24 protein-coding genes are annotated in these 22,781 nt (G+C 70.3%); 9 read left to right on the top strand and 15 right to left on the bottom strand.

Going from position 1 to position 22,781, the window contains the following annotated elements; genetic code table 11:
- Positions 1-18 precede the first annotated feature (18 nt).
- Positions 19-642 carry a superoxide dismutase gene (locus tag L6E10_RS17655; protein ID WP_236220592.1) on the bottom strand — a complete coding sequence of 208 codons (624 nt, stop codon included), beginning with the start codon at positions 640-642 and terminating at the stop codon, positions 19-21.
- A gap of 90 nt (positions 643-732) precedes the next feature.
- Between L6E10_RS17655 and L6E10_RS17650 the strand changes: the two genes are divergently transcribed.
- The 3 genes from L6E10_RS17650 to L6E10_RS40840 are packed head-to-tail and all read left to right on the top strand — an operon-like array spanning position 733 to position 3,659.
- Entirely contained in the window at positions 733-2,385 is a 1,653-nt protein-coding gene (locus L6E10_RS17650; RefSeq protein WP_236220591.1) for an ABC-F family ATP-binding cassette domain-containing protein, read from the top strand.
- Positions 2,382-2,792, top strand: a complete 411-nt coding sequence (locus L6E10_RS17645; protein WP_030467775.1) for a hypothetical protein — start codon at positions 2,382-2,384, stop codon at positions 2,790-2,792. Before L6E10_RS17650 ends, L6E10_RS17645 begins: the two co-directional genes overlap by 4 nt.
- 33 nt (positions 2,793-2,825) lie before the next feature.
- A complete protein-coding gene (locus tag L6E10_RS40840) occupies positions 2,826-3,659 on the top strand; it encodes a penicillin-binding transpeptidase domain-containing protein (RefSeq protein ID WP_236220590.1) in 834 nt (277 codons plus the stop codon).
- A gap of 66 nt (positions 3,660-3,725) precedes the next feature.
- On the opposite strand, the gene L6E10_RS17635 is transcribed toward L6E10_RS40840, so the two are convergent.
- On the bottom strand, positions 3,726-5,222 hold the full coding sequence (locus tag L6E10_RS17635; RefSeq protein ID WP_236220589.1) for a glutamate-cysteine ligase family protein: 1,497 nt from the start codon (positions 5,220-5,222) through the stop codon (positions 3,726-3,728).
- Positions 5,223-5,431: 209 nt separating this feature from the next.
- On the opposite strand from L6E10_RS17635, the gene L6E10_RS17630 reads away from it, so the two are divergent.
- The gene (locus L6E10_RS17630; RefSeq protein ID WP_236220588.1) at positions 5,432-6,223 is read left to right on the top strand and encodes an RNA methyltransferase; all 792 of its coding nucleotides are present in this window, start codon (positions 5,432-5,434) and stop codon (positions 6,221-6,223) included.
- A 9-nt stretch (positions 6,224-6,232) separates the two neighbouring features.
- Here L6E10_RS17630 and L6E10_RS17625 read toward each other — a convergent pair whose 3' ends face one another.
- From L6E10_RS17625 to L6E10_RS17615, 3 genes are all read right to left on the bottom strand, one after another.
- Positions 6,233-6,859: a DUF2537 domain-containing protein gene (locus tag L6E10_RS17625; RefSeq protein ID WP_236220587.1), complete on the bottom strand. Its 627-nt coding sequence runs from the start codon at positions 6,857-6,859 to the stop codon at positions 6,233-6,235.
- A 931-nt stretch (positions 6,860-7,790) separates the two neighbouring features.
- Positions 7,791-9,635, bottom strand: coding sequence for an ABC transporter ATP-binding protein (locus L6E10_RS17620; protein WP_236220586.1), 1,845 nt, complete (start codon positions 9,633-9,635; stop codon positions 7,791-7,793).
- A complete protein-coding gene (locus tag L6E10_RS17615; RefSeq protein ID WP_236220585.1) occupies positions 9,632-11,329 on the bottom strand; it encodes an ABC transporter ATP-binding protein in 1,698 nt (565 codons plus the stop codon). Before L6E10_RS17615 ends, L6E10_RS17620 begins: the two co-directional genes overlap by 4 nt.
- Positions 11,330-11,528: 199 nt before the next feature.
- On the opposite strand from L6E10_RS17615, the gene L6E10_RS17610 reads away from it, so the two are divergent.
- Positions 11,529-11,756, top strand: coding sequence for a hypothetical protein (locus L6E10_RS17610; protein WP_236220584.1), 228 nt, complete (start codon positions 11,529-11,531; stop codon positions 11,754-11,756).
- On the opposite strand, the gene L6E10_RS17605 is transcribed toward L6E10_RS17610, so the two are convergent.
- The 8 genes from L6E10_RS17605 to L6E10_RS17570 form a co-directional block, all read right to left on the bottom strand.
- Positions 11,743-12,165 carry a hypothetical protein gene (locus tag L6E10_RS17605; RefSeq protein WP_236220583.1) on the bottom strand — a complete coding sequence of 141 codons (423 nt, stop codon included), beginning with the start codon at positions 12,163-12,165 and terminating at the stop codon, positions 11,743-11,745. The two genes, L6E10_RS17610 and L6E10_RS17605, sit on opposite strands and share 14 nt — an antisense overlap.
- The gene (locus L6E10_RS17600) at positions 12,131-12,565 is read right to left on the bottom strand and encodes a hypothetical protein (RefSeq protein ID WP_236220582.1); all 435 of its coding nucleotides are present in this window, start codon (positions 12,563-12,565) and stop codon (positions 12,131-12,133) included. The genes L6E10_RS17605 and L6E10_RS17600 overlap by 35 nt, the downstream gene beginning before the upstream one ends.
- Entirely contained in the window at positions 12,562-12,948 is a 387-nt protein-coding gene (locus L6E10_RS17595) for a hypothetical protein (RefSeq protein WP_236220581.1), read from the bottom strand. Before L6E10_RS17595 ends, L6E10_RS17600 begins: the two co-directional genes overlap by 4 nt.
- A 63-nt stretch (positions 12,949-13,011) precedes the next feature.
- On the bottom strand, positions 13,012-13,419 hold the full coding sequence (locus L6E10_RS17590) for a hypothetical protein (RefSeq protein WP_236220580.1): 408 nt from the start codon (positions 13,417-13,419) through the stop codon (positions 13,012-13,014).
- A 42-nt stretch (positions 13,420-13,461) separates the two neighbouring features.
- Complete coding sequence (locus L6E10_RS17585; RefSeq protein ID WP_236220579.1) at positions 13,462-13,827, bottom strand: hypothetical protein; 366 nt, start codon at positions 13,825-13,827, stop codon at positions 13,462-13,464.
- A gap of 16 nt (positions 13,828-13,843) precedes the next feature.
- Complete coding sequence (gene sepH, locus L6E10_RS17580) at positions 13,844-14,776, bottom strand: septation protein SepH (protein WP_236220578.1); 933 nt, start codon at positions 14,774-14,776, stop codon at positions 13,844-13,846.
- A 101-nt stretch (positions 14,777-14,877) separates the two neighbouring features.
- Positions 14,878-16,017 (bottom strand): HAMP domain-containing sensor histidine kinase, encoded by a 1,140-nt coding sequence (locus tag L6E10_RS17575; RefSeq protein WP_236220577.1) that lies wholly within the window; start codon positions 16,015-16,017, stop codon positions 14,878-14,880.
- Positions 16,014-16,673 carry a response regulator transcription factor gene (locus tag L6E10_RS17570; protein WP_236220576.1) on the bottom strand — a complete coding sequence of 220 codons (660 nt, stop codon included), beginning with the start codon at positions 16,671-16,673 and terminating at the stop codon, positions 16,014-16,016. The genes L6E10_RS17575 and L6E10_RS17570 overlap by 4 nt, the downstream gene beginning before the upstream one ends.
- A gap of 89 nt (positions 16,674-16,762) precedes the next feature.
- Here L6E10_RS17570 and L6E10_RS17565 point away from each other — a divergent pair, with 89 nt between their 5' ends.
- The 4 genes from L6E10_RS17565 (at position 16,763) to L6E10_RS17550 (ending at position 20,370) form a co-directional block, all read left to right on the top strand.
- On the top strand, positions 16,763-17,245 hold the full coding sequence (locus L6E10_RS17565) for a hypothetical protein (protein ID WP_236220575.1): 483 nt from the start codon (positions 16,763-16,765) through the stop codon (positions 17,243-17,245).
- A gap of 8 nt (positions 17,246-17,253) precedes the next feature.
- Positions 17,254-18,294: a peptidoglycan-binding domain-containing protein gene (locus L6E10_RS17560; RefSeq protein ID WP_308102808.1), complete on the top strand. Its 1,041-nt coding sequence runs from the start codon at positions 17,254-17,256 to the stop codon at positions 18,292-18,294.
- Positions 18,291-18,941, top strand: a complete 651-nt coding sequence (locus L6E10_RS17555) for an ABC transporter ATP-binding protein (protein ID WP_236220573.1) — start codon at positions 18,291-18,293, stop codon at positions 18,939-18,941. The genes L6E10_RS17560 and L6E10_RS17555 overlap by 4 nt, the downstream gene beginning before the upstream one ends.
- Positions 18,942-19,257: 316 nt before the next feature.
- A complete protein-coding gene (locus L6E10_RS17550) occupies positions 19,258-20,370 on the top strand; it encodes an ABC transporter permease (protein WP_236221108.1) in 1,113 nt (370 codons plus the stop codon).
- Between the two features lie 55 nt (positions 20,371-20,425).
- Here the strand turns inward: L6E10_RS17550 and serC are convergent, their stop codons facing one another.
- Positions 20,426-21,553: a phosphoserine transaminase gene (gene serC, locus L6E10_RS17545; protein ID WP_236220572.1), complete on the bottom strand. Its 1,128-nt coding sequence runs from the start codon at positions 21,551-21,553 to the stop codon at positions 20,426-20,428.
- Positions 21,554-21,823: 270 nt separating this feature from the next.
- Positions 21,824-22,711: a hypothetical protein gene (locus L6E10_RS17540; protein ID WP_236220571.1), complete on the bottom strand. Its 888-nt coding sequence runs from the start codon at positions 22,709-22,711 to the stop codon at positions 21,824-21,826.
- Between the last annotated feature and the right edge of the window lie 70 nt (positions 22,712-22,781).

Genomic DNA, 22,781 nt, shown 5'->3' with positions numbered 1-22,781 from the left:
GCATCCACCGCCGAAGCGTCAGGGCAGCAGCAAGCCGTTCCGGCCCGTGCGCGCCGCCTCGAAGCGGGCGGAGACGTCCTCCCAGTTGACGACGTTCCACAGCGCCGAGATGTAGTCGGCTTTCAGGTTGCGGTACTGCAGGTAGTACGCGTGCTCCCAGATGTCGAACGCGAGCAGTGGCGTGACCGCGATCGACAGGTTCGAGTGGTGGTCCTTGAGCTGCAAGGTGATCAGCTTCCGGGCGATCGGCTCCCACGCGAGGACGCCCCAGCCCGAGCCCTGGATGGACGACGCGGCGGCGCCCAGCTGACCGCGGAACCTGTCGAACGAGCCGAAGTGCTCGTCGATCGCCGCCGCGAGCTCGCCGACCGGCTTGTCGCCGCCGTCGGGTGAGAGGTTCTTCCACCACACCTGGTGCAGCGCGTGGCCCGCGAGGTGGAACGCCAATGTGGTCTCCAGTCCGACGATGGAGCCGAAGGCCTCCTTGTCGCGGGCTTCCTCGATCTGCTCCAGCGTGTCGTTCGCGCCCTTCACGTAGGCGGCGTGGTGCTTGCCGTGGTGCAGTTCGTTGATCTCGCCGATGATCGCCGGCTCGAGGTCGCCGTAGTCGTAGTCGAGATCCGGCAGCACGTACTGGGTCATGACGTCTCCCCAATTGCAATCTGTTGGTTATTGCAACTTACTAGCAACAAGCCCGCTTAACCAGTTGCGGAGACCCGTACGGTCGTAAGCGTGTCCGTGCTGACAGCAAGAAATATTTCGCTGTCGTTCGGTCCGAGGACCGTGATCTCGGAGGTCGATTTCGATGTTTCGCCTGGTGACCGCGTTGGTCTGATCGCGCCCAACGGCGCCGGCAAGTCCACGCTGCTCCGCCTGCTCTCCGGTGAGCTGCGACCCGGGTCCGGGTCCGTCTCGGCCACCGGGGCCGTCGCGCACCTGACGCAGGAGACCGTCCACGTCGGTGGGGAGTCGTTGCGCGACCACCTCGCCCGCCGCACGGGCGTCGCGGAGGCCGAGCAGCGGCTGCAGCGCGAAGCCGAGGCGTTGGCCGTCGGCGGTGGTGAGGACTACCCGGACGCGCTCGACCACTGGACCGCCATCGGTGCCGGTGACTTCGACGAACGCGCGAACGCCGTCTGCGACCGCCTCGGCCTGCCCGCGGACCTCCTCGACGGCCGCGCGCCCGACGAGCTGTCCGGTGGCCAGCAGGCCCGGCTCCGGCTCGCCGCGGTGCTGCTGACGCGCGCGGAGGTGCTGCTGCTCGACGAACCGACCAACGACCTCGACACCGCCGGTCTCGACCTGCTGGAGTCCCACGTGCGGGGCTACCAGGGCGCGGTCGTGCTGGTCAGCCACGACCGGGAGTTCCTGGCGCGCACCACGACCGCGATCGCCGAGCTCGACGAGTTCTCGCACCGCCTCACCGTGTTCGGCGGCGGCTGGGACGCCTACGTCGAGGAGAAGGCGAACGCGGAACGGCGTGCGCAGGAGGAGTACGACTCCTACGCGGCCAAGCGCGACTCGTTGGTGCAGCGCGGCCGGCGGGTCAGGGAGTGGTCGAGGCAGGGCGTGCGGCGGGCCACGAACGCGAAGGCGCGCAGGGACGAGCCGGACAAGAACGTCCGCGCCGGCCGGACGCGGTCGGCCGAGAACCTCGCGGCGAAGTCGTCCCTCGTGGACCGTCAGCTGGCGAGGCTCGAGGAGGTCGAGGAACCACGCGAGGCGTGGCGGCTGCGGCTCACCCTGCCGTCGGCCGGGCGGGGCAGCTCCACCGCGTTCACGCTGCGGCAGGCGGTCGTCCGCCGTGGCGACGTGACGCTCGGGCCGGTCGACCTCACGATCGGCGCGGGCGAGCGGTGGCGGATCACCGGGCCGAACGGGTCGGGCAAGTCGACGTTGCTCGGCGCGCTGCTCGGCCGGATCCCGCTGCTCTCCGGCGACCGCTCGATCGGGCCCGGCGTGGTGGTCGGTGAGGTCGACCAGCTCAGGAGCGAGTTCGCGAGCGACTGCCCGGCGTTGCGGATCGTGGCGGACGCGACAGGGCTGCCGGACGTCGAGGTGCGCACCTTGCTCGCGAAGTTCCGGCTCGGCGCGGACGCCGTGCTGCGCCCGGCGCGGGAGCTCTCACCGGGCGAACGCACCCGCGCGGGCTTGGCGCTGCTGCAAGCCCGCGGCACGACCTGCCTGGTGCTCGACGAACCGACGAACCACCTCGACCTGCCGGCGATCGAGCAGCTGGAACAGGCGCTCGACACGTATGAGGGAACGTTGCTGCTGGTCACGCACGACCGGCGGCTGGCTTCGGCCGTGCGGGTGGATCACGAGACCGACGTCCGCGACCTTCTCACGTTTCCGCGTGTGAAGGGTGGAAGATATGGGTCATGACCACCGAGGAGGACTGGCCGGTCGAACAGACCTGGTCGATGCGCAACACCCACTGGCACGCCTACGTGGAGCACACGTCGCTCGACCACGCCTCCCCTCGGCAGGTTCGGCTCGAACGCACCCCCGAGGAAGTGCTGACGTCGCCGGCCGAGGTCGCCGCGTGGCTGGAGGTCAACCTCCGCAGCGCGACCAGGCCGGAGGAGACCGGGAAGAAGCGCGTGAAGGACGAGCGCGACTTCACGGACTCGAACCGGGTGCACGCCTCGCTGGCGTCACGCGGTGAGTCGATCTACACGGGGGTGAAGGGCGAGCTCACGCTTGCCGTCGAGGCAGTGACCCCGGACGAGTGCCGGATCTCCCACGACGGCGCGGACGTGGCGCCCCTGAAGGCTGGACGCCGCCGCTAGGTTCGGTCCCCTGGGGAGTTTCTCGGGGGAGCTGTGCAACGTCTTCTGCCGAACCTCGGCGCGCTGGTGCTGGTCGCGGTGCTCGTCGGCGCGGTGGTCTGGCTGAGGCCCGAAGCTCCGCCGCCCGCGCCGCCTCCGGTGCGGGACGTCGTCCTGCAGTACGCCGACGGGTCCGAGCTGTGGAACAGCGGTGAGGGGCGGCCGAGGTCGCACCTGGAACGCCGGGTGCTCGCGGAGCTCACCGACCTGGGGTTGTCCCTCGACCGGCTCCGCGCCGCCGGTGGCGTGGTGCGGACGACCGTGGACGCCAAGGCCCAGACGATGGCCGCCGCGGTGGTCGGCAGGCTGGTCGCGGTGGACCGGGGTGATCGGGCCGCGTCGGTGACCGCCGTGGAACCGGCCTCCGGTGGTGTGCGGGTCTACGTGGGACTGAGCCGGGCCTCCGACCCGGGCGGTGAGCCGGAGGAGCTGACGCCGGAGGTCGTCCGCCCGTTCACCGACGCGGGCGCGCCGGAGGTGGTGCGGACGATGATGAGCCCGCTGGAGGTGACGGCGGCGTACGCGGCACTCGCCGGTGGTGGCGTCCGCCAGCAGCCCCACTTCGTCACCTCGGTCACGGGCGCGGACGGCTCGCAGCTCTACCGCAGGACCGGTGCCCCCGAGGTCGTCGTCGACCGGCTGGTGGCGGAGCGGGTCAGCGCGCAGCTCAAGGAGAAACCCGGCTGCGGCGGGACCTCCTGCGTGACCGGCGCCCACCCGTGGACGGTCGGCTACACGCCGCAGCTCGCGGTCGCGGTGTTCGTGGACCAGACGACCGACACGGACCTCACGAGGGTGGTCTGGCAGGAGTTCTTCGCCTCGCTGTGAGGCAGGGGTCCGGGGACGAGACCGGCGGCGCCGTTGACGCCGATCCGCCCGGGAGTGGTGTGCTTCCTAGCCGACGTGCCACGCGTGCACGGGCTCGCCCGCGTGCATCAGCTCCATGTACCGCTTGAGCATGCCGGACAGCGCCGCGTCCCTCGACAGGCCGCGTTCCTCCAGCAGCGCAACGGTTTCCCGCTGCCACGACGATCCCGTGCGCCGCGCGAGGCAGCGCTGCTCGATCACGCCGAGGTAGCGTTCCCGCGCCTCGTCGGAGACACCGCAGTCGCGCAGGCCCTCGTGCGCCATCGGCAGGAGCCGGCGCAGCACCAGCTCGTCCGGCGGGATCCAGCCGATGCCCGGCCAGTACAGCTGGGCGTTCATGCCGTGCCGCGCGCCGGTGTAGAGGTTCTCCTCGGCCGCCTGGAACGACATCTGCGTCCACAACGGACGTTCCTGGGACGTGAGGGCGCGCTGGGCGCCGTAGAAGAAGGCCGCGTTGGCCATCGTGTCGAGCACCGTGGGGCCCGCGGGCAGCACGCGGTTCTCCACTCGCAGGTGCGGAACGCCTTCGACGACGTCGTACACCGGGCGGTTCCAGCGCCAGATCGTGCCGTTGTGCAGGCGCAGCTCGGAAAGACGAGGCGCGCCACCGGCTTCGAGGGTCTCGATCGGGTCCTCGTCGTCGGTTTCGGGCAGCAGGCTGGGGAAGTAGCGCACGTTCTCCTCGAACAGGTCGAAGATCGACGTGATCCACCGTTCACCGAACCACACGCGCGGCCGGACGCCCTGGTTCTTGAGCTCGTCCGGGCGGGTGTCGGTGGCCTGCTGGAACAGCGGGATGCGGGTCTCGTGCCAGAGCGCCTTGCCCAGCAGGAAAGGCGAGTTCGCGGCGATCGCGACCTGCACGCCCGCCAGGCACTGCGCCGCGTTCCAGTGCGCGGCGAAGTCCGTCGGCTCGACCTGCAGGTGCAGCTGCACCGAGGTGCACGCCGCCTCGGGCAGGATGGACTCCGCGTAGCTCAGCAGCTTCTCGGGGCCCTTGCCCGGCATCGCCGGGCCTTCCATGTGCAGCACCATCTCCTCGCCGCGGGCTTTGAAGATGGTGTCGTTGAGCAGTGCGTAGCGCGGGGCCTCGGAGAGCCACCTGCGGTCGAAGTGCCGCTCCCGCAACGTGGGCAGCACGCCGATCATGGCGAGGTTCGCGCCCACGTCGTTGGCCTTGGAGTCGGCGTTGTCGAGCGACTGCCGCAGTTCCTCCTCCAGGCCGAGCATCTCCCCGCCGGCGAGCTCGCGCGGCGGGACGTTGATCTCCAGGTTCTGCTGGCCCAGCTCCAAGGTGTAGGAGGGATCGTCGATCTTCTCGAGGACCTCCGAGTTCGCCATCGCCGGACGCATCGCGTCGTCGACGAGGTTCAGCTCGATCTCGAGCCCCATCTGCCTGCGGGGAAAGGAAAACGTGTCTTCGGCCAGCATCGTGGCCAGTGCGTCGAGACTCCGCTGCATCTTCTCGCGGTAGCGCTGGCGGTCGTCTCTGGTGAAAGTGCGGCTGGACACTTCACTTCCCATGCCGCTACCCCTTCGCTCGGCGCCGGTGGGCGCGGGCCAGGCGGAACGCCCAACGTGACACAGCCGAATCCCCCTTTACATCGCCCAAAACGGTGCTCTCTGTCACGTCGCGGTAACAACCAGCGATCATCCGCTGGTCGGGCGCGTGCGGTTCCGCCCTCCGGACTACCTCGCCTGTTCCACATCGGGCCGGATGCGAAACTCCTCGCGTGGCGAAGGTGATCGAGATCAACGACCCGGGTGACCCCCGGCTGGACGACTTCCGCGACCTGTCGACGGCCGACCGCAGGCCGGACCGGCCGGGAGGCCGGGGTCTCGTCATCGCCGAGGGCGTCGTGGTCGTGGAACGCCTGCTGGCTTCGCCCTACCCCGTGCGCGGGCTGCTCGGGGTGCGGCGGCGGATCGAGGCGCTCGACCTTTCTGACCTGGACGTTCCCGCCTACGTGACGTCAGCGGAGGTCATGGCGTCGGTCGTGGGGTTCCACTTGAACCGGGGTGTGCTGGCCGCGGCCGACCGCGCCCCGGCGGTCGGCTTGGAGGACCTGGCCGACCGCTCGACCCGCCTCGCCGTGCTCGAGGGCGTGGGCGACCACGAGAACCTGGGCTCGATCTTCCGCAACGCCGCGGCCCTCGGCGTCGACGGCGTCGTGCTGGGCCCGGGGTGCAGCGATCCGCTGTACCGGCGCAGCGTGCGCGTCTCGATGGGCCACGTGCTGCGCGTGCCGTTCGCTACCACGGATGAGTGGCCTGCGGCGCTGAACATGTTGCGGCACAAGGGGTTCACAGTTGCCGCTCTGACGCCCCGGCCGTCTGCGCCGCATCTCGCGGACGCGAACCTGCGCGGCCGCCGCGTCGCGGTCCTGCTGGGATCCGAGGGCCCTGGCCTGACCGAGGAGGCGATCGAGGCGGCGGACGTCGCGGTGCGCATCCCGATGTCGTCAGGGGTGGACTCGCTCAACGTGGCCACCGCCGGAGCGGTGGCCTTCTACGCGCTGCTGTGAGGTTCGGGGTCAGAGCAGCGACAGGACGAGCGCGAACCAGGCGACGAGGACCCCGGTCACCACGCCGTACGCGACCCAGCGCCACACCGGGACGTTGCGCCCCAGCCACACGCTCGGCGCGAGACCACCGACCACCAGCACGTTCGCGACGAGCGCGAGCCACAGGCTCGTCTCACCCAGCCCGAGCGACAGCGACACGACGGTCACCGTGACGATCGCCGCCGTGATGACGGTGACCGTGAGCCCGGTGCCCCAGGGCGTCGGCTCGGGCTCCTCCTCGGCCGACGTCTGCACCGGAGACGGCTCGTCCACCGCCTCCTCGAAGGCTTCAGGGGCGTCGACGCTCACCAGTTCGCCGCTGACGGGGTCGGTGTAGCGGATCGGCGTGTTCATGACCGCCGCGATCCGACCGGCGAGCTGCTTGCCCCTGCGAGCGACGAGGGCACTGGCCACCCCGTCCGCCGGCGTCTCGGTGCGCACCACGGCGTCGGCGACCTTCGCCCACTCGTGCAACGCCTCGGCCAGGTCGGCGCCGAGCGGCAGGCTGTGCGGGTCGACCTCGCGCTCGCCCTGGTGGTCGCCGGAGGGATCCTCTCCGGCGAGCACGGCGCGGCCGTCCCGGACTCGCAACTCCACTGGATCCTCCTCGGTCTGGAGCTTCGGGAGGAACCTATCGGACGTGGGGGAGGGGGAGAACGGATGTGGCGCTGGGATTGTTCGGCTCGGGTCGACTTGGGTCGGGCGGTTCCGGTTCCAGCGGGGGTGGTCGCCTTCTGCGGTGACGTCACCTTCGGCGGTGGTCGTCTTGGATTCCGCATCGCGCGTGGCTGGGTCATCGCCGCTTCGCGACGATTGCGATCGGGGCTTGACTTCGGGGCCCCCGCGAGATGCTGGGTCGGCCTGAAAAGCCGAGCAGAAAGGCTCGGCCGATCCGGGCGGCGGTAGCATCTCGCACCCGAAGTCAAGCCCCGATCGCCGTCGTGGTTGCGTCATCACCGCTGGTCAGAGGCGTATGGCTTGCACGGCTCGGCTTCGCCGTCGCGGTTGGTGGGCTGGTGGCTCGCCTTCGGCTTTGCCCCTGGGGCGGGGCTCGTCATGGCTTGCCTTCGGCTTCGCGTGGATTAGCGCCGTAATTGTCAGACCCGCTGAGTACATTCGGTCGCGGGGGATTCGAAATCAGAGGGGACCCCTGCGCGAGCCTGCCGCCGCATCCGCGTCGTCGCCCGGCTGCCCGCTCTCCCGCTGCCCCGCGGCCCTCGCGGCCACGACTGCCGCGCGGCGCCCGTGCCCCCTGCAACCCCGCGCGCCTGACGCCCGTGCCGTCGTCGCCCGCAACCTGCGGGCTTGGCGCCCACGCTGACTGGCGTCCGTACCGTCGTCTGCCATGCGTGTCGCCTGCCGCCCACGCTGCCCGCCGCCCGCGCGCCGCATCCCCACCACCCCGGCACCCGCGCAGCCCTCGAGCGTGCAACTCCCGCACCTGGCCTGAACCACCAGCGCCCCCAGGCCCGAAGCGGTAGGTCGCGTTCGCGCCAGATCCCCATTGGCGCGAACGCGACCTGCTGGCCTAGGCGAGCGAGTCGCGCCAGGCCGTGTGCAGGGCCGCGAACCGGCCCCGCTCACCGATCAGCTCCTCCGGGGAGCCGTCCTCCACCACAATGCCACCATCCAGCACCAGCACGCGGTCGGCGATCAGGACCGTGGACAGGCGGTGGGCGATGATGAACGCCGTCCGGTCCGCCAGCACTGTTTCCAGGGCTGCCTGCACCGCGCGTTCGGTGGGCACGTCCAGGGATGATGTTGCCTCGTCCAGGACCAGCACGGCGGGGTTCGCCAGGAACGCCCGCGCGAACGCGACCATCTGGCGTTGGCCCGCCGAGAGGCGGCCGCCTCGTTTGCGGACGTCCGTGTCGTAGCCGTCGGGGAGGGCGGCGATGAACTCGTGCGCGCCCACCTCGGCTGCCGCCGCCTCGATTTCCGCCCGGGTCGCCGAAGGGCGGCCCAGGGCGATGTTGTCGGCCACGGAGCCGGAGAAGAGGAAGTTCTCCTGCGTCACCATCACCACGGCCTTGCGCAGGTCGGTGTCCGCCACCGAGCGCAGGTCCGTGCCGTCGAGCCGGACGGAGCCGGCCGACGGGTCGTAGAAGCGCGCCACGAGCTTCGCGACCGTGGTCTTGCCCGCGCCGGTGGCGCCGACGAGAGCCACGGTCTGGCCCGCCGGGACGTCCAGCGAGAAGCGCGGGAGCACCAGCCTCGACGTGCCGGGGTACTGGAACTCCACGTCGGCGAAGCGGACGGCGCCCCGTGCGTGCGGCAGGGTCGCCGGCGACTTCGGTTCCGGCACCGACGGTTCCTCCTCCAGGACGCCCGAGATCTTCTCCAGGGCGGCGGTGGCGGAGGAGTACGAGTTCGCGAACATCGCCAGCTCGTCGAACGGGTCGTAGAAGCGCCGCAGGTACAGGGTGAACGCGGCCAGCACGCCCAGTTCCATCACGCCGCCCGCGACGCGGTAGGCGCCCCAGGCGAGGATGACGGCCAGCGAGACGTTGCCGATGGCGCGGATCGTCGAGACGAACGTGGCCATCACGCTCAGGGCGTCGGTGTTCGCGTCGCGGAACTGGCCGTTGAAGCCCTTCATGATCTGCTCGTTGCGGGGCTGGCGGCGGAACGCCTGCACCGCGCGGATGCCGTTCATGGACTCCACGAACTGCACGATGATCTTGGCGATCGCGCCTCGCGTGCCGCGGTAGGCCTCCATCGAGCGGCGGCGGAACCAGCGCCACAGGAAGAACAGCGGGATGAAGCCCGCGATCACGACCGTGGCGAGCGGGGTGTCGAGCCAGATCAGGATGACCGCGATGCCGACGACCGACAGGGCCGCGTTGAACAGGCTGTCGAGGCCCTCCTCGAGCAGGTCCTGCAACGCGTCGACGTCGCTCGTCAGGCGGGAGATCACCTTGCCGGACGTGTACGACTCGTGGAAGCCGACCGACAGGCGCTGCGAGTGCCGGAAGATCCGGCCGCGCAGGTCCAGCAGCAGGTCTTGGCCGACGCGGCCGGAGACGCGCAGGAACGCCCAGCGCAGGAACGTCATCAGCAGCGCGGCGACCGTGTAGCCGGCGACGCACCAGAGAAGGATCGACGCGTCGCCGCCCAGCGCGGCCGGGATGCCGCGGTCGATCGCCGCGGCGATCAGCAGCGGACCGGCCAGGGCCGCCAGGTTGCCGCCGACGACCGCGGCGATCGCCAGCGACGTGCGGGCGACGTGCGGGCGCAGCAACGACCCCAGCAGCTTGCGGGAGCGGGCCTGCAGGCGCAGGCCCGTCGAGTGCGACAGCTCCTCGATCTCCTCGGCGGCGACGCCGCGCCACTCTTCCTCTTCAGCCGCAACGGGTGCAACGGTTCCACTCACGACGCCACCTCCTCTTCGACCAGGTCGTCGTCCATGCTGGACAGAAGTCGCCGGTACTCCTCGTTGTGCTCCAACAGGTCGCGGTGCTCGCCGATCGCGGCGATCCTGCCCTCGGACAGCAGCGCGACCCTGTCGGCCAGCTGCACCGTGGACGAGCGGTGCGCCACGACCAGTGCCGTGGTGTCGCTCAGGACGCGGCGCAGCGCGGCCTCCACCTCGGCCTCGGTGTGGACGTCGAGCGCCGACAGCGGGTCGTCGAGCACCAGCACCGCCGGCTTGCCGACGACCGCGCGGGCCAGCGCCAGGCGTTGCCGCTGACCACCGGACAGCGACAGGCCCTGCTCGCCGATCCGCGTCGCGAGACCCCACGGCAGCGCGTCGACGAACTCCTCCGCCTTGGCCACCCGCAGCGCCTCGCGCACGGCGGCCTCGGAGACGTCCGGCACGCCCAGTCCCACGTTCTCGGTGACCGACGCGGAGAACAGGACAGGTTCCTCGAACGCCGTGCCGACGACGGTCCGCAGGTCCTCCAGCGACAGCTCGCGCACGTCGACGCCGTCGATCGTGACCCGCCCGCCGGTCACGTCCGCGAGCCTCGGCACCAGCGCGGTCAGCGTCGTCTTGCCGGAGCCCGTCGCGCCGACCAGCGCCACGGTCTCACCGGGCCGCAGGTCGAGGTCGATGCCCGACAGCACCTCGCGCCCGTCCTCGAACGCGAACCGCACGTCCTCGAAACGCACGTGCCCGCGCAGCGGCGTGGGCAGCGGCGCGGGCTTCGCGGGGCCGGTGATCGTCACGGGGGAGTCGATGACCTCCCAGTAGCGTTCCAGCGCCGACGCGGCCTGGTTCGTCTCCGCCAGCAGCCAGCCGATCGAGTCGATCGGCCACCGCAGGTACGCGCTCACCGCGACGGCCGCGACCAGCGTGCCGACCGTCATCCCGCCGTTCACGATGCCGATCGCGCCGACGCCGAGCATGCCCGCGATCGACAGCTCCGGCAGCACGATCAGCACCGACCACAGCGCGGCCAGGATCGAGATCTTGTTCAGCTCGGTCGTCCGCAGCTCGCGGGCCTGCGCCAGGAACCGCTTCGAGAGCTCCGGACCGCGCCCGAACGCCTTGAGCACCCGGATGCCGAGCACCGACTCCTCGACCGTCGTGGTCAGGTCGCCCGCCTGGTCCTGCGCCCGGCGTGCCACGACCTTGAACTTCGCCTCGAAGAAGTACGAGATGACGATCAGCGGCAGCGCGCCGCACAGCGACACGATCAGCAGCCACGGCGACAGCGCTGCGATGACGCCGAGCCCGATCAGCACGACCAAACTGTTCACGATCAGGAAGACGATCGCGAACGCGACGAACCGCCGCACGGTCGTGAGGTCGTTCGTCGCGCGCGAGAGCAGCTGACCGGACTGCCACCGGTCGTGGAACGCCACCGGCAGCCGCTGCAGGTGCCGGTAGAGGTCGAACCGCATGCGCGCCTCGACCTCGGCGGCGGGCCGGGCGACGATCTTGCGCCGGATGTAGAACAGCGCCGCCTCACCGAGACCGAGCAGCAGCACGCCCGCGATCAGCCACGGCAGCGGGCCGGTCTCCTTGTTCTGGATCGGACCGTCGACGATGCGCTGCGTGAGCAGCGGGATGCCGAGACCGCACAGCATCGCGAGCATCGTCGCCGACAGCACGACAGCCATCCTTGCGCGGTGCGGCCGCACGTACGGCCACAGCCTCCGCAAGGTCCTGATTGTCGAGTTACGTTGATCGCTCACGCGACGAGCCCCCTCCAGGTCCTCTCCAAACTACGAAGGAGGACCGGCACTCAGCATCCGGTTTTTCACCCCACCGGAGCCTGCTGGCTCGACTTAGGTCGAGGTCAAGGGCACCATGACCAGCATGACGCGGTTTCTGCGCAGCGAGCAGACGATGGCGTTTCCACACGGACGGCTCATCGCCTCACGCGACGGGGTGAACTACGTGCTGGCCCCGGACGGCTGGGACCACCTGGCCGGCCCGCATCCCAGGCGCGCGATCCCCGTCTCCCGCGAGGACGCCGAGGACTGGTGCGAACGCGAGGGCTGGGACCTGCACCTGCTCGACGAGGTGCCGGCTACGACCTCTTGAAGGTGAGCAGGCCGACCAGCCCGTAGGCGACGGCCGCGAGCAACGCCTCGGCGTGGTGCCGGTTGGTGAACCACCCGAGGACGGGCTCGTGCACCTTCAGGTAGAGCCCGAGCCCCAGCAGGACGGGCCCGAGCAGGATGATCGGCCACACCGGCCGCACCCCGAAGATCCACAGCACCGGCCCCGCCAGCACCAGCGACGACACCAGCGCGAGCGGCAACCCGATCAGCACGAGCAGCAGGAACGTCGACATCGACGTGCTGTCGAGCCACGACTTCAGGAACCCCGACTCGTACGCCCACGTCCACCCGAGCACCAGCCCGGCGCCGACGGCCATCGACAGGACGACCCGCAGCAGAAGTCGGCGTCCAGCCCTACCCGTCCTGCCCGCGGTGCTCTGCTCCGTCACGCCTCCCACGGTAACCAGCGGTCGCCACGGCGGCCAAGGCGTACCCGGCCGCGGCCGAGATCGTGACGATCAGGACGCCGATGCCCTCCGGAGTCCGGAAGTGCATCCCCACGACGGTCAGCCCGCCGGCCAGGCACAGCACGGACGAGCCCAACGGTCCCAGGACGGCGATCGGCCAGACGGGCCTCCACCGGGCGAGCCTCAGCAGCGCCCAAACCACGAACGCCCACACGACAGCCGATATCGGGGCCACCCAGAGGTAGATGAGAGCCACGCACCCGATCGCGCTGGTGCCTGTGCACAGCGAATGACCGATCGGCACGAACGACATCCACCACGCCGCCGCGCACAACGCCCCCACCACCGCCGCCGTGGCCGCCCTCATGACTGGACGGGTCATCGTCGCCGCACCCGCCCGCGGTAGCCGGCGGTCGCCTTGGCGACCAAGCCGTACCCGACCGCGCCCGCGAACGGGACGACGACGGGCAAGGCCCACCACCGCAGCAGCGCCAGCAGCGCCAGGACGAGGGCGAAAGCGAGGGCCGTCATGATCGCCGTTCCGGCCAGGGCCACCGGCCAGGCAGGCCGTACCCGCGCGAGCCACAGGGTCCCCCAGGCCGCCGCTCCCCAGAGGACCACCAGCACCGGGACGTACAGGAGCGGCCTGGAGACGCTGCACGCGAACGGGCCGTAGCCGCACGGGCGCTCCAAGGCCGCCATGAGCGAGAAGTACCAGCCTGCCCCGCACGCCGCCCCCACCACCGCGGCCGCGATCACCTTCACACCGCAGATCATGACGACGCGGACCGGAACGCACCAGCGGCTGAACGGCGGGTGACCGCCGTGTCAGCGCCGCGCCCGCCCCGCCGCCGAAGCGGAGACCGCGTAGGCCACGCCGGGCACGACCACCGCCGCGGCCAGGAGGAACTGGACCCCTTCCGCCTGGTACAGGTCCAGGTAGGCGGACTCGAACCACACGACGCCCACGATCAGCACGGCCCACAACACGCTGCCGACGCCGGTGGCGAGCCACCCGCGTTCCTGCCGGGCCAGCCGGAACCCCGCCCAGATCAGCACCCCGGCGACCACCATCCAGAGCGCGAAGACCGGCGGGTAGAACACGGGGAGCGGGACGCCGCAGCCGGTGCGGCCGGGCCGGAGGTGGCAGTAGCGGGTGAAGCCCTCGAGCGTCAGCGCGAACCCCGCGCCGGCGAGGACTCCCGCCCCCGCCCCCACCGCGGTGCGCAGCAACATGAACCCAGGACTACCGGGCCGGGCGCAGGACCGGGCCGATCTTCACGAACCCTCCACGACACCTTCACCGCGAGGCGTCGTGAGCAGGGCGATCAACGCGTACAGCGCGGCGAACACCGCGAAGGACACCGGGGTCACCCCCAGGAGCAGCACCATCGCCACCACGGCCATGAGGGTCGCGGGCACGGCCACCAGCCAGGCCCGCGACACCTTCCACGCACGCAGGGCGAAACCGCCCACAACAGCTCCGGCCACCGCGAACACCGGTGCTGCGATCACGAACGCCTGGAGGCAGCCCCAGTCGTCCTTCGAGCAGACGGCACCCGAGGCGAGGAGCTCGAACATTCCCCACCAGGCCAGGCCGAGGAGTGCACCCACTCCGGCAGCCAGCGCGACACGACGTCCCACGGCGTCAGCTTCTCACTCAGCGGTTCGACCGCACGCCCAGTAAAACGTCCTCCCACGAAGGGACGATGGGGTGGTTCTTCTTCCCCCGCTTCGGAGGAGGGTCCTTGCGGACCGGCTTCTCCGCGACGGGCTCCTGCTCGTGCTCCACCGGCGGTGCGGGAGGAACGGGAACGGGCTCGGGCGCCTTCTCCTGGACCGGCTTCTCCGCGGCCACCGGGGTGGCCACGGGTGCCGTCGCCTGGGCGGGAACCGGCACGGGTGCCGGCTCCTCCACGAGGGGCATGGACGCGGGGAGGACCGGAGTCGCCTCCAGGGCCTGCCGCGCCAGCTGCGTCACGGGTCGCACCGTGCGCAGCGTCCGATTCGGGTTCGGGTCCATCAGGTCGACGGCCGCGTCGTCGAGCGCCGTGACCGTGCCGCCCTGCGCACCGGGGTGGAACGCCCAGTGCGCGCGGTTGTCCGAACGCCCGGTCGTCCAGTGCAGCTGGACGATCCAGCGGCCGTCGTCGCCCTTCCACGAGTCCCACCTGGTGTCGGACAGGTCGTGGCCGCGCAGGCCGAACGAGTGCGCGACGACCTCGCCGAGCGTCTGCACGTCCGGGCCGTCCTCACGGACCGGGTGCGCGCGCTGGGCCATGTCGGCCGTGCGCGAGCGCTCCAGCAGGACGGGGTAGGCGAAGCGCTCGATGCGGTTCGTCGGCATGCCGGCGGCGGCCGCGACCTGCTCGATCGACTCGCCGGCGCGGATGCGCGCCTGGATCTCGCGCGGCCGCATCTGGGCCTCGCCGGACTCGATCTGCATCTGGCCGAGGCGCGCGAGGTCACCGCGCAGGGCCGCCCGAAGACGCTCGTCCGCGGGGAGCGTGAAGCGCTCGCCGCGGTTTTCGGGGTCCTCGAGGATGACGGACTTGCCGTCCTCGTCGAGCCCGATGACTCGCAGCGCTCGCATCGTGGCCTCCCTGAATTCGCACCTCGCCAGCAGACAACGTTAGGACAACGAGTCGACCAGCAGTGGGAGACTCGCCGATATCTCTACGTGATCTTGCCAGTTCACGAGGGTTGCCGCACGCCGGTTTCCGGAAGGCTCACCTGGACCACCAGGCCTCCTCCCCCGTTCGGACGAGCCTTCGCCGAGCCCTGGTGAGCCCGCGCCACGGACTGCACGATCGACAGCCCGAGGCCCGATCCGGCGGTCCCGGTCCGGTCGCGCAGACGTCGAAAGGGTTCGAACAACCCGGGTACTGCCTGGGCAGGCACGGTGGGGCCGGTGTTGGTGACGGTGAGATCCCGATCAAGCTCGACGGTCACGGACCCGCCCGGCACGTTGTAGAGGACGGCGTTGCGCAACAGGTTGCCGACGAGCTGGGCCAATAAGACCGGATCGCCGTCGACCAGATACCTGCGAGTGCGCACGGCAAACGTGACGTTTTTCTCGGCGGCAAGTGCCGCGCAGGCCTCGATTTCGTCGTCGACGACCTCGTCCAGCCACACGAGCTCACGCGTCGCGAGGCCGCGGTCACTGCGAGCGAGCAGCAGCAACCCGTCGATGAGCTTCTCGCTCCGTTCGTTCGTGTCGAGCAGGTGCGCTCCGAGACGCCGCATGTCGTCGTTCGCGTCCGGAGCCGCCAGCGCCACCTCGATCAGCGTCCGCTGCACGGCCAGCGGCGTCCGCAGCTCGTGCGAGGCGTTCGCCACGAACCGCTTCTGGCTGTCGAACGACGACGCGAGGCGGTCGAGCATGCCGTCGAAGGTGTCGGCGAGCTCCTTCAGCTCGTCCGGCGGCCCGTCCAGCTCGATGCGCCGGTCCAGGCGTTCCGCTTCCAGCCGGTGAGCGGTCGCGGTGATCGCGTGCAACGGCGCCAGCACGCGCCCGGCGACGACCCAGCCGAGCCACACCGCGATCACCGCGGCCACCAGCAACGCGACGACCGACTGCCACAGGACGGTGTTCATCGTGTTCGCCGCGAAGTCGGCGCCGCTCACCACCAGGGTGTCGGCGGGCAGCTGGGAGGCCTCGACGGGCGCGAAGCCGGGGTAGGCCGCCACGTCGGGGGGCAGGGCCCGCGAGACGGCGATGCCCTCCATCGGCATCCACTCGGCGAGCAGCCAGTAGTTGAGCCCGACCAGCGCGACGCCCGCGATCAGGAACACCCCGGCGTACCAGGCCGTCAGCCTGGTCCGCAGCTTCACGAGCCGAACCGGTAGCCGGCGCCGGGCACGGTCTGGATGACCTGCGGCGAGCCCAGCTTGCGGCGCAGCGTCATCACCGCCACCCGCACGGCGTTGGTGAACGGGTCCGCGTGCTCGTCCCAGGCCTTCTCCAGCAGCTCCTCGGGGCTCACGACGTTGCCCTCCGCCCGCATCAGCACCTCCAGCACGGCGAACTCCTTCGGGGAGAGCGGCAGGAACGTCCCGTCCCGCGACGCCTGGTGGCGCGGCAGGTCGAGCGTCACGCCCGCCCGCACCAGCACCGGCGGCAACGCGGGACGGGCCCGGCGGCCCAGCGCCTGCACGCGCGCCACGAGCTCGGCGAACGCGAACGGCTTCGTCAGGTAGTCGTCGGCGCCGAGGCCGAGCCCCGCGACCCGGTCGTCCACCTCGGCCGCCGCTGTCAGCATCAGCACCCGCGCCTCACCGCCGGTCGCGTGCACCGCCTTGCACACCTCGTCACCGTGGACGAACGGCAGGTCGCGGTCGAGCACCACGACGTCGTACGCGTGCACCCCCACCCGCTCCAACGCCGCTTCACCGTCGTAGCAGACGTCGACCGCCATCGAGAACCTGCGCAGTCCCTCGGCGATCGTGTCCGCGAGCAGCTGTTCGTCCTCGACCACCAGCACACGCATGGCGCCCATTTTCCGCGCGGGACGGATAAGCGCCGGATAAGGACTTTCGCTTAACGCCCTCGAATGGACGCCTCCGTAGACCTGTCGCCGTGAAGACAACCACAGCACTCCTCTTCGCCCTGCTGCTGGGACTCACCGCCTGCGGCAGCGAGCCGGCGGCGAACGAGCCGAAGAAGGACGAGACGGCGGACATGGTCGAGTTCGCGCAGTGCATGCGCGAGAACGGCATCGACATGCCGGACCCGGAGGGCGAGAGCGGCGCCATCCGCATGGCCGTCCCCGCCGAAGGCGCCGGCGACGGCGAGAAGATGAAGACCGCCCACGAGGCCTGCAAGCAGCACCTGCCCAACGGCGGCGAGTTCAAGCCGCCGTCACCGGAGGAGCAGGACGAGATGCGCCGGCAGGCCAAGTGCATGCGGGACAGGGGCTACAACTGGCCCGACCCGAAGTTCGAGGGCGGCGGCCCCGCCGAGACGATCGAGCTGCCGGACATGGAGGACCCCGGGGTCAAGCAGGACATGAAGGACTGCGGCCTCGGTGAGGGCATGGTCGCGGCGAGGCCCGCGGGATGAAGCGCCGCGTGAACAGGAAGGTCCTCGTCGCCGCGCTCGTCGTCGCGGTGGTGCTCGGCACCGGCGGGGTCGTGGTGCTGACGAGAGTCGCGTCCGACCAGGCCAACGCCGCGCCGCTGCGGAACGCCCCGGCGAAGACCGCGCAGGTGGAGAAGACGAACCTCGCCGACCAGCAGTCGTTGACCGGACAGCTCGGCTACGGCGCGGAACGGGCGCTGGCCAGCCGCAAAGGCGGCACCGTCACGGGTCTGCCGAAGCAGGGCGACGTCGTGGAGCGGGGCAAGGCGGCGTTCTGGTCGGACGCCAAGCCGGTGCCGCTGTTCCACGGCGAGATCCCGCTCTACCGCGACCTCGAGCAGGGCATGCCGAACGGCCCGGACGTCAAGGTGGTGGAGGAGAACCTCGCCGCACTCGGGTTCGCCGACTTCGGCGCCCCCGACGAGAAGTTCACCTACTACACGGCCACCGCGCTGAAGAAGTGGCAGAAGGCCAACGGCCTGGAGCAGACCGGGAAGCTCGGCTCCGGCGACGTGGTCGTCCAGCCGGGAGCGATCCGCGTCTCGTCGCTGACCGCCCAGCTCGGCGCACCCGCCGGCGGCGAGCTGATGAAGGTCACCGGCACCGAGCGCGCGGTCACCGTCGAGCTGGAGCAGTCCAAGCAGCGCCTCGCCAAGCAGGGCGAGAAGGTCGAGCTGTCGATCACCGGCGGCAAGCCCACCACCGGCACCATCACCGGGATCACCCGCAGCGCGGGCGACCCGAACCAGGGTCAGAAGCCGAAGATCGTGCTCACGATCTCCGTCGACGACCCCAAGGCCGCGGACGGCGTCGAGAGCGGCAACGTCACCGCCGTGTTCACCGTGGCGAAGAAGCAGAACGTGCTGGCGGTTCCCATCGGCGCGCTGCTCGCGTTGGCCGAGGGCGGCTACGGCCTGGTCACCGACGACGGGAAGACCATCCCGGTCACCGTCGGCATCTTCGCCAAGGGCCAGGTCGAGGTGCAGGGCGAAGGCCTGCGCGAGGGCATGAGGGTGGTGACCACGGAGTGATCACCGTCGACCACGCGAGCAGGACGTATCCCGGCGGTGTGCAGGCGTTGCGCGACGTCTCCCTGACCGTCGGCGGTGGGGAGATGCTCGCGATCGTGGGGCCGTCCGGCTCCGGCAAGTCGACGCTGCTGCACCTGATGGGCACGCTCGACAAGCCCACCGCCGGTCGCGTCGAGATCGACGGTCACGACGTGTCCTCGCTGTCGGACAACGCCTTGTCGGCCCTGCGGGCGCGCACGATCGGCTTCGTGTTCCAGCAGTTCTTCCTCACCGAGGGCCTGTCCGCGATCGAGAACGTGGCCTCCGGGCTCGTCTACGCGGGCGTGCCGCGGTCGAAGAGGCGGTCGATGGCGATGTCCGCCCTGGACAGGGTCGGCCTGATCCACCGCGCGCTGCACAAGCCGCACGAGCTCTCCGGCGGCGAACGCCAGCGGGTCGCGATCGCGCGGGCCGTGGTGAACACGCCGGGCATCCTGCTGGCCGACGAACCGACAGGGAACCTGGACACGAAGAACGGCGCGGGCGTGCTGGAGCTGCTGGAGAGCCTCAACTCCGAGGGCACGACGATCGTGATGATCACGCACGACCGGGACATCGCGGCCTGGGCGCCGCGCCGCGTCGAGGTGCGGGACGGGGTGATCGTGTGACTTCGCTACGAACCGGGCCTCGCGGCCTCGCTCGAGTCACCTCGGGCCACGGCTCGACCAGCCGCAAGGACGTTCTCGGCCGCGGTGAGGTCCCGGTCGTGCCGGGTGCGGCAGCACGGGCACGTCCATTGCCGCGCCGGAAGCCGCAGTTCGGCGAGCAGGTATGCCTCGCGATACGACGTTCGTTGGTTCTCGTTGCGACAGCGGCGAGTCCGTTCGTCCAGCGACCTGTTGCCGGGAACGCCATGAGTGGCCGGACGCGGGCTTCCACGAGGAGGGCGCTGTGATCGACCTCCTCCGCCTCGGGTTCTTCGGCATGCGGACCCGCCCCGTCCGCGCCGTGCTGTCGGCCCTGGGCATCGCGATCGGCATCGCCGCGGTGGTCGCCGTGGTCGGCATCCCGGCCTCCAGCGCGGCCGCGTTGCGGGAGGAGATGTCCAAGCTCGGCACCAACCTCCTCACCGCCGCTCCCGGCCAGGACCTCTTCGGCCAGGACGCGGAGCTGCCGGAGACCGCGGTGCCGATGGCCAAGCGGATCGGCGCGGTGTCGGCCGCCAGCGCCACCGGCAAGATCTCCGCGAGCGTCCGCAAGAACGACCTGGTGCCGTCGAGCGACACGCTCGGGCTGCAGGTGCAGGCGGCGGAGCAGGACCTGCTGAAGGTGCTGAACGCCGAGGTGCGCGCGGGCCGGTGGCTGTCGCCGGGGGAGAAGTCGGTGGTGCTCGGGGGCACCGCGGCCTCGCGCCTAGGCGTCGACGAGCCGGGCGTGCAGCTGTGGATCGACGGGCAGTGGTTCACCGTCGTCGGCATCCTCGGGCCGCTGCCGCTCTCGCCGGAGATCGACAGGTCCGCGCTGGTCGGCTGGGAGGCGGCGAAGGAGGCGTTCGGGTTCGAGGGCAACGCGAACACGGTCTACGTGCGCACGTCACCCGACCAGGTGGACGCCGTGCGGAACCTGCTCGGGCCGACGCTGAACCCGCAGAAGTCCAACGAGGTCAAGGTTTCCCGGCCGTCGGAGGCTCTCGAAGCCCAGCAGCTGGCCGAGAGCTCCTACAACGCGCTGTTCCTCGGACTGGGCGGAGTCGCGTTGCTGGTGGGTGGCGTCGGCGTGGCGAACACGATGGTGATCTCGGTGCTGGAACGCCGCAGGGAGATCGGACTGCGGCGGGCGCTCGGGGCGACCCGCCGGCAGGTCCGGTGGCAGTTCCTCACCGAGTCGGTGCTGCTGTCGGGCCTCGGCGGGCTGGTCGGCGTGATCGTGGGCATCGCGGTCACGGCCGGGTACTCGATCAGCCAGCAGTGGCCCGCGGCACTGCCGTGGCCCGCCCTGCTCGGGGGAGTGGGGTCGGCGGTCCTCATCGGCGCCGTCGCCGGCGTCTACCCGGCGGTGCGGGCGGCACGGCAGTCGCCCACGGAGGCACTCGCCTGAAAAGCCCTGGGGCGCACCGGAAAGTCGTTCGGTGCGCCCCAGGTCGCTGCTGTCGTCAGAGCTGGCCGACGACCCAGTCGATCGCCTGCGTCAGGATCGTGACGTCGTTCGGCTCGATGGCCGGGAACATCGCGACGCGCAGCTGGTTCTTGCCGAGCTTGCGGTACGGCTCGACGTCCACGATGCCGTTGGCGCGCAACACCTTCGCGACAGTGGCGGCGTCCACGTCGTCGGAGAAGTTGATCGTGCCGACGACCTGCGAGCGGTCAGCGGCCTTCTCCACGTACGGCGTGGTGTACGCGGTCTTCTCGGCCCACGAGTAGAGGCGGTCGCTCGAGTCCTTCGTGCGCGCGACCGACCAGTCGAGGCCACCGTTGCCGTTGATCCAGTCGATCTGGTGCGCCAGCAGGAAGAGCGTGGCGACCGACGGCGTGTTGTACGTCTGGTCCTTCGTGGAGTTGTCGAGAGCCGTCGGCAGCGACAGGAACTCCGGCACCCAGCGGTCCTTGAGCTCCTCGACGCGCTCGAGGGCCTTCGGCGACATCAGCGCGAGCCACAGGCCACCGTCGCTCGCGAACGACTTCTGCGGCGCGAAGTAGTAGACGTCGAAGTCCTCGGCCTTGACCGGCAGACCACCCGCGCCGGAGGTGGCGTCGATGGCGATCAGCGCCTGCTCGGAACCCTCGATGCGCGTGACGGGCATCGCGACACCGGTCGAGGTCTCGTTCTGCGCCCACCCGACCAGGTCGGCGCCCTCGGCGTAGAAGAGCTCGGGCGCGGTGCCCGGCTCGGCCTTGGTGACGAGCGAGTCCTTCAGGAACGGCGCGGTCTGCGTGACCTTCGCGAACTTGGAGGAGAACTCACCGTTGGTGAAGTGCTGCGCGGTCTCGCGAACCAGCCCGAAGGACGCCGCGTCCCAGAACGCCGTGGTGCCACCGTTGCCGAGCACGACCTCGTAGCCGTCGGGGAGCTGGAACAGCTCGCGCAGGCCGGAGCGCACGCGGCCGACGAGGTTCTTGACGGGCTTCTGCCGGTGGGACGTGCCGAGCAGCGCCGCACCTTCGGAGGCGAGGGCCTGCACGGCCTCGGGACGCACCTTGGACGGTCCGCAGCCGAAGCGGCCGTCGGACGGCTTGAGCTCGGCGGGAAGCACCAACGAGGTCGGATCGGCGGTCTGGGTCATGTGGTCACGCCTCCGGGGCGATTGACGAGCTTCAGGGACCTGACCGGCGCCGTTGCCGGAGTTCACAGTGTTGCAGGCCGGTGGCCGGGAGGTGACAACCGGGTGTCCTGGGTCACTTCACCACGGCGTGTCGAAGTTGATCATGGATTTGGGGTGCTGTCTACTGTCCGCAATCAGATCCCCCAGGAGATTGTGGAGCGTGTTCGGTGTTGAGGTCGCGCGTTGGTGGTAATAGTGGCACGTCTGATGAGGACGAATAGCTGAACCTCGTCATGGCCTCGATGTGCGGCGTGTCTCCTTGAGTTGCAGTCGGATGCCCGTGCGCTGGCGCACCGGCAGATCCGACACCTTGAAGGTGATCGTTTCCTTGCCGTCGGTCTCCACTTTCCGGCGCCATTTGAGGCCAGTTTGCTCGTCTGCCTTCGAAATCGGCTCGACAACCACTTCGACGCCCGGGGGCAGCACGATTCGGTAGACCGCGCGCTTCACCGGTTGCCAGTACAGGAGTGCGAACTCGTCGGGCGCCCCTTCCAAGAGCTGCCTGCACCTCTTCGGCCACACGAGGTCGATGGTCAGCGACACCTCCGAGTTCGCCGGCGGAGGCGCGTGGAAATGTGCGATTGCTGCCATGGCCCCGTCTCGGGGCCATGGCAGCGTCGTTCGCAAGGTCGTTCCTGCCGAGCCGTTGGCCAGCAGGTTCCGCACGGTGGTCCGAACCCGGTGCCGGTAGCGCGACGGCTGCGGCCACCCGCAGCCGAACCGCATCCTGACGAACCACAGGTCGTCGTGCGCCGCTTGGAGTTTGATCTTCAAGCTCGTGCGGGCGTTGCCGCGCTCGTCAACGGTGATCGTCTCGTCCCAGTCGAGGACTTCGCAGGACGGCCGTCTGGCGTCGAGGAGCTTGCAGTAGTGGGACACGAGGTCCTTGTGGACCTCCAGTTCTCGCTGCTCGGACTTGAGGCGGGTGATCAACGCGATGCCGGCGGCGGTGATCACGAGGACCGCGGTCACGAGTGCTCCGGCTTTGACCGCTGTGCTGCCCAGGGCGGCGCCCATCAGCACGGCGAAGGACATCAAGCCCACTGCGGCTTTGGCCACTGCCGGTGGCCCGTGGCCACGAACGAATTCCTCCAGGAAGAGAATCAGCTCCCGCAGCATCTGCCCCCCGACTGGTGTTGGGAACAGTGGCGGTGACTGCCCGTGAGAGTCGATTGAACAGATTGTGGAG

It is taken from the genome of Lentzea sp. CC55, assembly GCF_021056325.1.
Classification (GTDB): domain Bacteria; phylum Actinomycetota; class Actinomycetes; order Mycobacteriales; family Pseudonocardiaceae; genus Lentzea; species Lentzea jiangxiensis.
This window is presented reverse-complemented; position numbering and strand designations above follow the sequence as displayed.